Raw genomic sequence first — 13,295 nt, 5'->3', positions numbered from 1 at the left:
TTTTTCTCCATGACTTTGAATGCCGTACTCATTGCCAACCGCGGCGAAATCGCCGTTCGCATCGCCCGCGCAGCGCGCGACGCGGGCATCCGCTCCATCGCCGTGTACTCCGAGCCCGACACAGGGGCGCTTCACACCCAGGTCGCCGACGAGGCCTACCTCCTGCCCGGCAACACGTCGGCGGAAACCTACATGAACATCCCGGCACTGCTCAGCGTCGCCACCCGCGCCGGCGCCGACTGCCTCCACCCCGGCTACGGATTCCTCTCCGAAAACGCCGATTTTGCCAGGGCGGTCCAGGATGCCGGTATGACGTGGATCGGCCCCGCGCCGGAGTCGATCGAGCTGCTCGGCGACAAGCTGGCAGCGCGCCGAGTCGCCGTCGAGGTCGGCGCTCCGCTGGCCCCGGGCACCCCGGACCCGCTGGCCACGTGGGAGGAGGCGCGCGACTTCGCCCGCGAACACGGCATGCCCATCGCCATCAAGGCCGCTTTCGGCGGCGGCGGACGCGGCCTCAAGGTCGTTTTCGACGAGGCCGACATCGAGGAGGGCTTCAACTCCGCTGGCCGCGAGGCCCTGGAGGCCTTCGGCCGCGGTGAGTGCTACGTGGAGAAGTTCCTCACCCACCCGCGCCATGTGGAATGCCAGGTGCTCGCGGACACCCACGGCAACGTCGCCGTGCTGGGCACCCGCGACTGCTCCACGCAGCGCCGTTTTCAGAAGCTCATCGAGGAGGCGCCCGCGCCATTCCTCACCGACGACCAGCGCCGGGCTATCGAGGAAGGAGCACGCGACATCTGCAACCAGGCCGGGTACGTCTCAGCCGGCACAGTGGAGTACATCGTCTCCGAGGACGGCACCGTGTCCTTCCTCGAGGTCAACACGCGAGTCCAGGTCGAGCACCCCGTCACCGAGGCCGTCAGCGGTATCGACATCATCGCCGAGCAGTTCCGCATCGCCGACGGCCAGCCACTCTCGTTCGCGGGCCGCGATCCTGAAATCACCGGCCACGCGTTCGAGTTCCGCATCAACGCCGAGGACGTGGTCAACGGATTCGCGCCGAGCCCGGGCACTGTGACGCTTTTCGACGTCCCCACCGGCCCCGGCATCCGGGTCGACGCGGGCGTGCGCAGCGGGTCGACAATCCCGGCCTACTACGACTCGCTGATGGCGAAGCTCATCGTGTGGGGCACGGACCGCGACAGTGCTATCCTGCGCGCGCGCCAGGCGCTCAAGGAGTTCCGCATCGAGGGCGTCCGCACGGTCCTGCCGTTCCACCGAGACATGATCGACTCCCCCGAACTGAACGGCGACTCCCTCGGCGTCTACACCGACTGGGTGGACCACAACTACTCCCCGGGAGCCCGCCACGAGGTCTCGGACATCGAGCACCTTTACGACGAGCGCACGCGCCTCGTCATCGAGATCGACGGCAAGCTGCACGAGATCGGTGTGCCGGTCTCCTTGCTCAACACTGGCGGGCCCGCCACCACTCCTGCGGCAGAGGCGGCCGGCGGGGCCGGTGCAGTGACCTCCCGTTACGAGGCGACCATCGTCGAGTGGCTCGTCGCAGACGGCGACGTAGTGGGCAAGGGAGACCCGCTCGCCACCGTCGAGGCCATGAAGATGGAGTCCACCATCAAAGCGCCGCGAGGCGGCCAGGTTTCCCTGGCCGCCTCAGCCGGCGAGCGAGTGAAGGCGAACGCCACTATCGCGACGATCTCCTAACGGGCTACCCCCAGAGGGTGGAAAGCCCGGTGAGGGAGCGGTAGCCCATGTACAGGGTGATGAGCAGAACGACGGCTCCGATGACAAGGAGCCACACCGGGTACTTGTAACCCTTGAGCAGATCCTGGCGGCGCCACGCGGCCCACAGCACCACCGCGAAGCCGATCGGCAGGATCAATCCGTTGAAGGCGCCCGCGAAGATCAGCAGCGTCTGCGGCGCGGTTCCGAGGAACAGGTAAGCAACGGCGCACACCGCGATGAAGGCGACCGTAATCCAGTTGCGCACCTTCGGGTCGGTGTTCTGCGTAGTCACGAACGACACCGAGGTGTAGGACGCACCAATCACAGAGGACAGGCCGGCCGCCCACAGCACGAGGCCGAAGGCGCGCAGACCGAATTCACCGGCGGCGTGGAAGAACGCATCGGCGGCGGTGTTGTCCTTGGACAGGGTCACGCCGGTGGCCACCACGCCAAGCACGGCGAGGAAGAGCAGCACGCGCATGATTCCGATGACGACAATGCCCAGCACCGAGGAGTTGTTGATCTGCTTCAGGTTCTCCACGCCGGTATTTCCGGAATCAATCAGGCGGTGCACGCCTGCGAACGTGATGTAACCGCCTACCGTGCCGCCGATGAGCGTGGTGATGACCAGGAAATCGACCTCCTCCGGCATGACGGTTTGCCTGAGAGCCTCGCCGACGGGGGGCTGAGACACGATGGCCACATAGAGCATGAGCAGGATCATGATCGCGCCGAGAGCGATGACGATGCGGTCGAGCGCCACACCCGCGCGTTTAGACAGGAAAACGAAGATGGCGATGGCCGCGGACACAGCGCCGCCGATCTTCGGGTCAATACCCAGCATCGCATTGACTCCGAGACCCGTGCCGGCAATGTTGCCGATGTTGAACACCAGGCCACCGACGAACACCAGAGCCGCCATGAACCAGCCGAGGCCCGGCAGAATCGTGTTGCCCAGCTCGTTGGCGCGCAACCCGGAGATGCCGAGGACGCGCCAGACGTTGAGCTGGATCGCGATGTCGACCAAGATCGACAGGAGGATGGCGAACGCGAAGGCCGCGCCCATCTGGACGGTGAAGACGGAGGTCTGGGTCAGAAAACCCGGGCCGATGGACGATGTCGCCATGAGGAACACGGCGCCGACCATCGGTCCGATGCCAGTGCTTTTCGCTGGCGACTCCACTGCGGTGCTGCCGGAGTTCTCCGGTGCGGGAGCGGTCATGGGACCACCCTTTCTGTCGGTGTCTTGCGACGTTGTGACGCTAATTACCACGGGAATGATAGGGCATGTCTGACACCTTTGACGTGCCCGGGCTACCCCTCGAGCTGTTCCCCCAGCTCAAGCCATTCCAACTCGTGGGTTTCCCGCGCCTCGCGCACCTGCGCCAGCTGGCTCGTCTTCTGCCCGATCGCGCCGAAATCTGGGGCGGCGTCCGCCGACATCGCGGCGATCTCGGCCTCGATTTTCCCCGCCTGCTCATCCGCCTTCGCGATCTTCCGTTCGAGCGCGTTCATCTGCTTGCGCAGTTCGCGCTCCTGCTGGGAGGAGAGGGCGTTGCGCTTGTCGACGCCCTCATCACGCCGTCTTTCTCCGAGATCGATCGGGCCGGTCGCGGTGTCTAAGGCGGCGCGGCGCTGAAGGTACTGCTCAATGCCGCCGGGGAGATTCGTAAGCTGCCCGTCGCCGAGCAGGGCGTAGGTGACGTCCGCGATACGCTCGACGAGGTAGCGGTCGTGGGAGATGACCACCAGGGTGCCGGCCCACCCGTCGAGGAGGTCCTCGAGTTCCTGGAGCGTGTCGATGTCCAGGTCGTTGGTGGGCTCGTCGAGAAGCAGAACGTTCGGCTCGCCCATGAGCACGCGGGTGAGCTGCAGGCGGCGGCGCTCACCGCCTGAGAGGTCGCCGACGGGCGTGCGTTGGCGCTTCGGCGAGAACCCGAGGCGCTCGGCGAGCTGCGAGGCGGAGATCTCCTTGTCGCCGAGGTGGATGTAGTTCGCCACATCCTCCACGGCGCCGATCACGCGGCGGGCCGGGTCGAGGTCGCCGAGCTCCTGGCGCAGCCAGCCGATCCGGGTGGTCTGGCCCTCCACGCGCCTGCCGGCGGCGAGGGGATGCTCCCCCGCAAGGGTGCGCAGCAGCGTGGTCTTGCCGGAGCCGTTGACCCCGACGAGGCCGATGCGCTCGCCGGGGGCGAGGCGCCACGTCAGATGGTCCACCAGCACCCGCCCGTCCGGGGCTTCAACGCGCGCGTCCTCGAGCTCGACGACCACCTTGCCCTGGCGCTGGCGGGAAAAGGCCATGAGCTCCACGGTGTCGCGCGGGGCCGGCACGTTGGCGATGAGCGCCTCAGCAGCCTCGATGCGGTAGCGCGGCTTGGACGTGCGCGCGGGCGCGCCGCGACGCAGCCAGGCGAGCTCCTTGCGGGCGAGGTTCTGCCGGCGCTGCTCGATCGCGTCCGCCTGGCGCGCTCTCTCCGCGCGGGCGAAGGTCCAGTCGTTGTAACCGCCCTCGTAGACGTCGACAGTGCCGTCGTGCACCTCCCACGTCAGGGTGGCGACGGTATCCAGGAACCAGCGGTCGTGAGTGACCACCGCAACCGCGATCTTGCGGGCCAGCAGGTGCTCGGCGAGCCACTGCACGCCCTCTACGTCGAGGTGGTTGGTGGGCTCGTCGAGGACCACGAGGTCGAGGTCCTGCACCAGCGCGGCCGCGAGGTTGACGCGGCGGCGTTCCCCGCCCGAGAGCTGGCCCACGGCCGTATCCAGTCCGAGATCCGCCACGCCGGTGCCCTGCAGCACCTCGCGGACCTTGGCGTTGGAGGCCCACTGGTACGTCTCCACCCCGAGGGGCTCCACCACGGCCTGGCCGATGGTGAGGTCCTCGTCGAGATCGAAACGCTGGGTGACCACGGCCATACGCAGGCCCGAGTTGTGGGACACGCGCCCGGCATCGGGAGATTCTATCCCGGTGAGAACTTCGAGCAGCGTCGTCTTGCCGCCCCCGTTGACACCGACGATGCCGATGCGGTTGCCGGTCTGCACTCCGAGTGAGACGCCGTCGAGAAGCGTCTTCAGCCCCCACGTCTTGGAGACATTTTCCAGGTTGATCAGGTTCGCCATAGGGGGTTCAGTCTAACCCAGCCACCTAGTCGAGCAGCGAATTCAGGTAAACGCTGCGCCTGAACTTGCCCACGATGTGCGCGCACGCGAGCGCGTCGGAGTCAGCGGTGTGGTGGACGAGCTCGAACGTGGGCGCGCAGTAGGAGGTGACCGTGGGCAGCTTGTAATCGCGCAAACCCGGAACCAGGCGGCGCGCGGTGCGGCACGTGCAGTAGAACTGGCGCGGAAACGTGCCCGTGAAGTAGTAGGCGTCAAGTGCGCGCCACACTGAAGCGTCAAACGGCGCGTTGTGCGCCCACACTGGTAGATCGCCCACAAAGTCGTGGACCTCGTCGGCGATGTCGTACCACGTCGGCGCACCGTCGACGTCGGCCGCGTCAATCCCGTGGATGTAGGTGAAGTCGAAGCGCGTGTACTCTTCCGGCGGCCGCAGGTAGGTCACGAGGGTGTCCGCGACGCGGTCGCCCGCCACCTTGACCAGAGCAACTTGGCAGGCGGAGGCCGGGCTGAGACGGTTGGCCGTCTCGAAATCGACCGTGACAAATTCCGCGCAACAGAGCGCCTCGCGCGTGGGGATGTAAGCGGCTGGTCTCATACCTGGGAACGCTACCCCGCGGGCCGGACCGCCCCCTCGCGCCGCACAAACATCCGTTCTATAGCGGCCGGGCGCCCTCGGTAGGGCCGAACGCGACGACTGCCTCGTACTCGTGGTGGTTGTCGAGGATCTCGTTGCACGTGTTGGCCGCATGCAGGTAGTCCCGGCACAACAGCGCCACGGTGGGACCCGAACCGGAGACGATCGCTTTCAGGCCGTAGCCTCCCGCTACTTCCAGCAACCGTTTGAGCTGCGGGCGCATGGCCACCGCTGCGGGCTGCAGGTCGTTGTGCAGCTGTCCTGCGACGCGGCGCGGATCGCCGGTGACCAGCGCCTGCGCGAGATGCGTGGTATCCATGCGGGGAACCAGTGCCGGGTCGTTGTGGCGCATGTCGTCGAGACGCGCGAACGCCTGGCCCGTCGGCAGCGCGACGTTCGGGTTGATGAACACCCAGCTGTACTCGCCGCGCGACATCATCTCGACGAGGTCGTCACCGCGGCCGGTGCCCAGCGCCGTGCCGCCCGTCAGACAGAAGGGCACGTCGGCGCCGAGGGTCTTGGCCAGCCGGACGAGTGTCTCGTCGTCAAGCGGCCCACGCCCCCACTCGCCGAGGTACTCGTTGGCCGCTACCAGCGCCGCCGCCGCGTCGGCCGAACCACCCGCCATGCCGCCAGCGACGAAAATCTTCTTCTCCACCACGATCTTGACCGGGGGAAGCTCAACGGAGCCGCCCGCGTTCTTCGGGAACCTGCGGCGGTACTCCTCCACCACGGCGTCGACAGCGCGCCACGCCAGGTTCCTCCTGGTGTCGATGTCCTCTCCCGGCTCGCTGACGGCAAAGAAGGTGCTCATCTGGGTGACCACGGAGCCGTCCGCCACCGTGCCCGCGTCCGGGTCCACCAGCAGGCGGACCGTCTCGCGCAGGTCAACTGCCTGGAACACCGTGGCCAAGTCGTGGTAACCGTCTGCGCGGACGTCACCCACCCCGAGGTGGAGGTTGACCTTCCCCGGGGCCGACGCGCCGAACTCGAGCCGCGCGTGACTCATTGACTGCCTCCCGACTGTGCGAGACGGACGAAATCGCCGACCGAGAGCTTCTCCCCGCGCAACCCAGGGTCGATACCTGCGGCGCGCAGCGCCTCCTCGGCCGCGGCCGGGGAGCCGTAGACAGATGCGAGTGTGGAGCGCAGGGTCTTGCGGCGCTGGGCGAAGGCGGCGTCGACAAGCGGAAAGACCGCGGACCGCAACGAGCGGTCGATGGAGTCGTCGACGTCGATACGCACGAGGCCCGACTCGATGTTGGGGGCCGGCCAGAACACGTTTTTTCCGATCACTCCGGCGCGGGTCACCCGCCCGTAGAACGACGCCTTGACACTGGGCACCCCGTAAATTTTGGAGCCCGGCTCGGCGGCGAGACGGTCCGCAACCTCCTTCTGCACCATCACCAGGACGCGGCGGATGGTGGGAAACTCCTCCAGCAGATGCAGGAGCACAGGCACCGAGACGTTGTAGGGAAGGTTCGCCACCAAGGCCGTCGGCATGCGGGAGACGTCGGAGCGGGTGACGCGTAGCGCGTCGGCGTTGACCACTTCGAGGCGGTCGTCGAATTGCGGCGCGCGTTCGGTGACGGTCCGCGCCAATCGTCCCGCGAGCCGGGGGTCGATCTCCAGCGCGACAACGTGGGAAACGGAGTCAACGAGAGCCAGCGTCAGCGAACCGAGACCGGGGCCGACCTCAACCACGACGTCCTCGGGGTCCAGCTCGGCCGCGGCGGCAATGCGGCGGACCGTATTCGGGTCGTGCACGAAGTTCTGGCCGAGCTTCTTCGTCGGGGTCACGTCGAGCTCGCTCGCAAGCTGGCGCACCTCGGCGGGGCCGAGCAAGTGGGAGGATTCCGTCAACGTCAGCGCAGGCCCATCTTCGCGGTGCAGGCCGGCCAAGCGCCCCACCCCTGTGCCGCCTGGGTCTTCTGGGCGATCGCGATCTGCTGTTCGCGAGACGCCTGGTCGGCCGTCGGCGCGTACTGGGTGCCGCCGTACGCGGCCCAGGTACCCGCATCGAACTGCAGGCCGCCGTGGAAGCCGTTACCCGTGTTGATGGACCAGTTGCCTCCGGACTCGCACTGCGCGAGGGTGTCCCACACCGAGCCGCCGGCAACCGACGGGGTGGATGCCGGCGCGGCGGCAGCCTTGGTGCCGCGGGCAACGGTCGCGGGGGCTGCCGGGCGGGTTTCCTTCTCCCCCGCCACGCCGGAAGACTCCACGACTCCGTTGACGGTGACGGTGCGGTGGATCACGCGCTTCTCGCCCTTGGTGCCCTGCTCGCGGACCTCCTCGGTGCCTGCCGCGAGGTTGGCGTCCTCGACGTAGGTCGCCGGCGCGTCGAACTGGACGGTTTCGGCGGTCTCCGCAACATCCACACGGTCGAGCACGATCTGCATGTTCGGCTCGAGTGCCGCGTCGAGCGGGTGGTTCAGACGGTCGTTGGTATCGAAGGTGATGCCGCGTGCGGCGAGGAGGTCACCAACTGTCTTGGCGGCCTCGGAGGTGTACACCACGTTGCCGCCGTCGTTGATCGAGACGATCTTCGGGGTGGTCACGTCGAGGGTCATGCCGTCGGTGATCGGCTCGTCGGGGTGGGCGTCCGTGTTGGACGCGGCGGTGATGCCTGCTTCATCCATCAGATCTGCCACCGTGGCGGCGGTGGACGTGATCTGGCGCTCCGCGCCGTCGATCACCAGCGCGACCGGCTTGGCAGTGCGGACGGTGACGGTGTCACCGGACTTCAGGGCGTCGGACGGCGCCGGGTACACGAGGTCGGCGGTTCCGACCTGGACACCCGCGGCCTGGAGAACACCCTCGACGTCACCGGAATAGGTCCGCACTGAGGTGGCCTCCCCGTTAACGTCGACGGTGACGTTCTTCTGGGCCGCGACAGCGGTAGCCGCGCCGCCGACGATGACAGCACCTGCGACGCTGCCCGCGAGTACGCGGCGGGTAGCGGAGGTGGTGGAGTTAATACGCTTGGCAGCCATAAATGATAAAGATACGGTAACGATCCTTGGTTGACAACCTGCGTTTCAGCACCGTGCCACACGGAACAACACCCACCCCAGCCGTCACACCGCAAAGACGCGGCTGAACGTTTTGCCCACCTCGGCCGCCAGCTCCTCCGGCTCCATCTGACGCGCCCGCGCCACCTCGAGGGCCGTGTGGCCGATCAGCGCGGGCTCGTTTCGCGCGCCGCGAAAGGGCTCCGGGGTCATGTAGGGCGCGTCCGTCTCGATAAGCAACTGGCCCGTCGGCGCTAGCGCGGCGGCTTCACGAAGGTGATCGTTGCGCTTGAATGTCACGTTGCCCGCGAACGACAGGACGTAGCCCCGCTCGACCGCCTCCCGCGCGACTTCCACGGGCGAGGAGAAGCAATGCAGCATGACCTCGCGCGGTCGCGGCGAGTCGGCCAGGATGCGCATGAGATCCTCATCGCCCTCGCGGTTGTGGATCATCAGCGCCTTGCCGGTGTCCACAGCGAGTTGAACGTGCCAGCGAAGCGCCTCCTCCTGCACCTCGAGTGGAGCTGTGCGATCGGGGTCGTGGGTGAGCCAGTACGTGTCCACGCCTGTCTCCCCCACCGCGACGCAGCGCGGGTCGGCGGCCATCTCGGTCAGGCGTGCCCGGGTAGTGTCATCAAGCTCGTGCGCCCTAGTGGGGTGGATGGCGCAGGCCGCGAAGACCCGGTCACTCTCGTGCGCGGCCGCGAGCGCCTCCTCCGCCTCCGCCAAACCGTCACCGACGGTGCAGATCCGCTCCACGCCAGCGGCTAGGGCGCGCTCGACGAGGTCGGAGACGCTGCGGCCGGTAGACGCGAGGTGCGTGTGTGCGTCGACAAGCCCCGCGATCGGCTCGGCGGGAACGGGAATCGGGCGCGGCTTCTTGCTCATAGGATAGAGACTATGGCATCCCCCGACTTTGCTGACATCGACGCCCAGACCCGCTCCCAGATCGAGACCGACCTGCTCGAGGCCGCAGCGCGCGGCATATCTGGTGACGCGGGCACCATCGCCGAATCCTTCGAAGCCGTTATCACCGAGTACCTCTCCATGGACCCCGACCTCAAGCGCTCGTTCCCCCGCGGCGAGACTGCCCGCATCTACGGCACAGCGCTTGGGGACGCCCTCGTGCGCGGCCACGGCTTCACCTGGAAGCTGCTCAGCGACGCCTACGGTACGGACCTCGTCGTCGCCGAGAACCCCGAGCGCTACACGGCGCCGATCGTGGTGGTCGACTCCCGGTTCGAAGACGAGGAGCCGGGCCGACTCACTGCGTTCCTGCAGCAGTTCCTGTAACGCTATCCTCGCGGGTATGGAACAGATCACCCTCCCCGCACACACGGCTCTCGTCGCCCACGACACCCTCCAGCCCGAGGCGATGCGCGAATTCTTCGACCACTACTACCCGCTGTTCGGGGAGTTCATGGAATCCGTCGGTGTCACGCCGCAGGCCGCCCGCGCCTACTACCTGCGACCGCCGGCGGCGGTATTCGATCTCGCCGCCGGGTTTGTCATCGCCGACGCCGACCTGGACATGGTGGAACCGCTGGTGGGTGACATCGGAGACGGACTCGTGTCGCTGCGCCGGTTCGAGGAGATGGAAGTCCTCACGGAACGCGTCAGCGGGCCCTACGATCTCCTCGGCGAGCAGTGGGAGAAGTTCGCCGACGCCGCTCTCGCCCAGGGCCACACGATGGAGGGGCTGACGTTTGAGGAGTACGTCACCATGCCCGGAAGCGGCGGGGACCCGGTGACGCAGCTGTTTATCGCGCTAACTCGTCCTCGATAAACACCTTGCGCGAGGCGACGATGCCGAGCACGCCCATCATGAGAGAGAGCACGGTCAGCGCCACGAGGATCGGGCCGAATGTGCCGATCCGCCCGTAAGCGACGCCAACGAGCAGCGGCCCCGCGGCGGCGAGGATGTAGCCCACGGGCTGCACGAACCCGGACAGTCGCGCGGTGCCCAGCACGGTGCGGGTGCGCGCGGGCATGAGCGCGATAGCGAGCGGGAAGCACCAGCCGCCCAGGCCGAGCAGAACGCACCACCAGATCGGGGCGGCCGCCGCCGCGAACAAGATGCCGAGATAACCCGCGGCGCTGGCCAACCCGAACGCCAGCACGAGCGGGGCGAGCGACCTCATGCGGGCGACAGCCATCGGCAGCAGCAGGCCGCCGCCGGCACCGAGAATCCCAATCAAGGCGAGGCCAAGGGCGGCCGTCGACGCCGCGACACCCTGCTGCGTGAGCATCGAAGGCAGCCAGCCCATCTGCACATAGGCGTTCATGGACTGAAGCCCGAAGAACACCATCAACGCCACCGCCGTCGGCGAGCGGTGGATGCCCCGCGCGGGTTCACCGGCTGCCTGGGCCGTGCCAGGTTGCGGCCGGTCCCGACCAGCCGTGCGCGCGACAACGGCCCACACAGCTACCTGCAGGACCGCGGTTGACGCCCACACGCCGAGGGCGACCTGCCACGAGTCTGTGAACAACGCGCTCAGCGGGCCCATCGCCGCGGAGACCGAAAGGGTCACAGAATACGTGGCGGTCAGGACGACCATGTGCCGCCCGCCGTACTTCTTGATCCACGCCGGGAGGAGCACGTTAACCATCGCGATCCCGCCGGCGACGGAAACCGTCGCCAGGATGAACAACGACATCAGCGGCGCGAACGGGCGCAGGGCAAGACCGGCGGCCGTCGCAACGCCCGCGAGCAGAAGCGTCGGCGACAGGCCCGCGCGTCGGGCGAGCGGCACGGCGCACAAGCCGAAGATGCAGAACATCGCACCGGGCATGGCGGTGATGACCCCACCGAGGGAGGCGGGCGCACCGTAGTGCGCGACGACGTCGTCGAGTACAGCTCCCACCGACGCCATGCCCGCGCGGAGGTTGATCGCGGCAGTGAGAACCGCCGCAAACAACAAAAGAGCGGGCACTACTGCACCGGCGCCCAGGCGGGACCGGTCTCTCCCAGCTCGGGGTCGAGCTTGGCAATCAGCGGCTGGGGCTTTTCCAACTTCGTGCCCGGGGTCACTTCGACGCGGCCCCACGTCGCCGTCTGGCGGGCGTAGTCGCCGGTGATTGTCAGATAGGTCTGGCCCTTTTCGGGCAAGCCGACGCCGGTGAGCTCGACGTCGGCGTCATCTGCCACCTCCTCGACGCGCGGGCTGGCGGCCCACTCTCCGTCGCGGCCGAGGGTCTCGTGGACTTTCTGCGCGGTGTGCGGGATGAACGGGGTCAGCAGAGCGTTGCAGTCGGACACGACTTGCAGCGCGGTCCAGAGCACGGTGGCGAGGCGGTCGCGCCGGGTCTCGTCCTTGGCCAGCTTCCACGGCTCGTTCTCCGCGATGTAAGCGTTCGCCTCACCGACGACATGCATGATCTTGGTAATCGCGTTCTTGAACTTGGCCTGGGCCAGGTCGGCACCGGCTTCGTCGAAGGTGCGCTCGGCTAACTCCAAGATGCGCTGGTCGGACTCCTCCAAAACGGCCGGGGCGGGAACCTCGCCGAAGTTCTTGTGCGCCATCGACACTGTCCGGTTGACCAAGTTGCCCCAGCCGTTGGCCAGCTCGTTGTTCACGCGGCGGACAAACTCGTCCCAGGTGAAGTCAGTGTCGTTGTTCTCCGGACCGGCCACCGCGATGAAGTAGCGCAGCGGATCCGGGCCGAACTCTTTGAGGAAGTCCTTGACGTAGATGACCACGCCCTTCGACGAGGAGAACTTCGAGCCCGACATGGTGAGAAACTCCGAGGAGACCACTTCGGTGGGCAGGTTGAGCTCGCCGAGGACACCGGCCTCGCCACCTGCGGCTCCCTTGCCCGCGTATCCAAGCAGTTCAGCCGGCCAGATCTGGGAGTGGAACGTGATGTTGTCCTTGCCCATGAAGTAGTAACCCTCGGTCTCGGAATCCTGCCAGAAGGTCTTCCACGCATCCGGGTCGCCGGAGCGCGCCGCCCACTCGATGGAAGCGGACAGGTACCCGACCACCGCGTCGAACCAGACGTAGAGCTTCTTCGACGGGTTGTCCTGCCATCCCTCCACCGGGATCGGAATGCCCCAGTCGATGTCGCGGGTCATGGCGCGCGGGCGCATGTCTTCGAGGAGGTTGAGCGAGAACTTCAGCACGTTCGGGCGCCAGTCCTCGCGGGTTTCCAGCCACGTCTTTAAAGCGTCGTGAAGCGCGGGCAAGTCGAGCATGAAGTGCTCGGTCTCCACGAACTTCGGCGTCTCCCCGTTGATCTTGGATACCGGGTTGATCAAATCGGCCGGGTCGAGCTGGTTGCCGCAGGTGTCGCACTGGTCGCCTCGCGCGTCGGTGGCTCCGCAGATCGGGCAGGTGCCCTCGATGTAGCGGTCCGGCAGCGTCCTGCCCGTCGACGGTGAGATGGCGCCGCTGGTGGTCTCCTTGACCATGTAACCGTTGGCGTGCAGCCCCTTGAACAGTTCCTGCACCACCGCGTAGTGGTTTCGCGTGGTGGTGCGCGTGAAAAGGTCGTAAGACAGGCCGAGACCGGCGAGATCCTCCACGATCTGGGCGTTGTAGCGGTCCGCCAACTCCTTGACGGTCACGCCCTCCTTGTCCGCCTGGACAAGAAGCGGAGTTCCGTGCTCGTCGGTGCCGGAGACCATGAGCACGTTGTTGCCCGCCATCCGCTGGTAGCGGGCGAAAACGTCGGAGGGTACACCGAAGCCTGCGACGTGTCCGATGTGGCGCGGCCCGTTGGCGTACGGCCAGGCGACACAGACAAGGATGTTGTGGGCGGAACCGGGAGAAGTCATG

Annotated in this window: 12 protein-coding genes; 3 read left to right on the top strand and 9 right to left on the bottom strand. The window is 67.1% G+C overall.

The window, feature by feature from the left end:
- The first annotated feature begins 9 nt into the window (after nucleotides 1-9).
- Nucleotides 10-1,728, top strand: coding sequence for an acetyl/propionyl/methylcrotonyl-CoA carboxylase subunit alpha (locus G7Y29_RS03375; protein ID WP_165001983.1), 1,719 nt, complete (start codon nucleotides 10-12; stop codon nucleotides 1,726-1,728).
- Nucleotides 1,729-1,732: 4 nt separating this feature from the next.
- Here G7Y29_RS03375 and G7Y29_RS03370 read toward each other — a convergent pair whose 3' ends face one another.
- The 7 genes from G7Y29_RS03370 to G7Y29_RS03340 form a co-directional block, all read right to left on the bottom strand.
- Nucleotides 1,733-2,971: an NRAMP family divalent metal transporter gene (locus tag G7Y29_RS03370; protein WP_165001982.1), complete on the bottom strand. Its 1,239-nt coding sequence runs from the start codon at nucleotides 2,969-2,971 to the stop codon at nucleotides 1,733-1,735.
- A gap of 92 nt (nucleotides 2,972-3,063) precedes the next feature.
- Nucleotides 3,064-4,869: an ABC-F family ATP-binding cassette domain-containing protein gene (locus tag G7Y29_RS03365; RefSeq protein WP_165001981.1), complete on the bottom strand. Its 1,806-nt coding sequence runs from the start codon at nucleotides 4,867-4,869 to the stop codon at nucleotides 3,064-3,066.
- Nucleotides 4,870-4,894: 25 nt separating this feature from the next.
- Nucleotides 4,895-5,464, bottom strand: coding sequence for an exonuclease domain-containing protein (locus tag G7Y29_RS03360; protein ID WP_165001980.1), 570 nt, complete (start codon nucleotides 5,462-5,464; stop codon nucleotides 4,895-4,897).
- Between the two features lie 58 nt (nucleotides 5,465-5,522).
- Complete coding sequence (locus tag G7Y29_RS03355) at nucleotides 5,523-6,512, bottom strand: 4-(cytidine 5'-diphospho)-2-C-methyl-D-erythritol kinase (protein ID WP_165001979.1); 990 nt, start codon at nucleotides 6,510-6,512, stop codon at nucleotides 5,523-5,525.
- Nucleotides 6,509-7,405, bottom strand: coding sequence for a 16S rRNA (adenine(1518)-N(6)/adenine(1519)-N(6))-dimethyltransferase RsmA (rsmA, locus tag G7Y29_RS03350; RefSeq protein ID WP_249399794.1), 897 nt, complete (start codon nucleotides 7,403-7,405; stop codon nucleotides 6,509-6,511). The genes G7Y29_RS03355 and rsmA overlap by 4 nt, the downstream gene beginning before the upstream one ends.
- Complete coding sequence (locus G7Y29_RS03345; RefSeq protein WP_165001978.1) at nucleotides 7,369-8,499, bottom strand: resuscitation-promoting factor; 1,131 nt, start codon at nucleotides 8,497-8,499, stop codon at nucleotides 7,369-7,371. Before G7Y29_RS03345 ends, rsmA begins: the two co-directional genes overlap by 37 nt.
- Nucleotides 8,500-8,583: 84 nt before the next feature.
- A complete protein-coding gene (locus tag G7Y29_RS03340) occupies nucleotides 8,584-9,405 on the bottom strand; it encodes a TatD family hydrolase (protein WP_165001977.1) in 822 nt (273 codons plus the stop codon).
- Nucleotides 9,406-9,417: 12 nt separating this feature from the next.
- On the opposite strand from G7Y29_RS03340, the gene G7Y29_RS03335 reads away from it, so the two are divergent.
- Nucleotides 9,418-9,810: a DUF3806 domain-containing protein gene (locus G7Y29_RS03335; protein WP_165001976.1), complete on the top strand. Its 393-nt coding sequence runs from the start codon at nucleotides 9,418-9,420 to the stop codon at nucleotides 9,808-9,810.
- A gap of 16 nt (nucleotides 9,811-9,826) precedes the next feature.
- Nucleotides 9,827-10,303, top strand: coding sequence for a GyrI-like domain-containing protein (locus G7Y29_RS03330; RefSeq protein ID WP_165001975.1), 477 nt, complete (start codon nucleotides 9,827-9,829; stop codon nucleotides 10,301-10,303).
- Here the strand turns inward: G7Y29_RS03330 and G7Y29_RS03325 are convergent.
- Complete coding sequence (locus G7Y29_RS03325; RefSeq protein ID WP_165001974.1) at nucleotides 10,278-11,450, bottom strand: MFS transporter; 1,173 nt, start codon at nucleotides 11,448-11,450, stop codon at nucleotides 10,278-10,280. The genes G7Y29_RS03330 and G7Y29_RS03325 overlap by 26 nt on opposite strands.
- A complete protein-coding gene (gene metG, locus G7Y29_RS03320; protein WP_165001973.1) occupies nucleotides 11,450-13,294 on the bottom strand; it encodes a methionine--tRNA ligase in 1,845 nt (614 codons plus the stop codon). Before metG ends, G7Y29_RS03325 begins: the two co-directional genes overlap by 1 nt.
- Nucleotide 13,295: the final 1 nt, after the last annotated feature.

It is taken from the genome of Corynebacterium qintianiae (assembly GCF_011038645.2).
Taxonomy (GTDB): domain Bacteria; phylum Actinomycetota; class Actinomycetes; order Mycobacteriales; family Mycobacteriaceae; genus Corynebacterium; species Corynebacterium qintianiae.
Note: the sequence above shows the minus strand (reverse complement) of the source record. Positions and strands in the feature narration are given on the sequence as shown.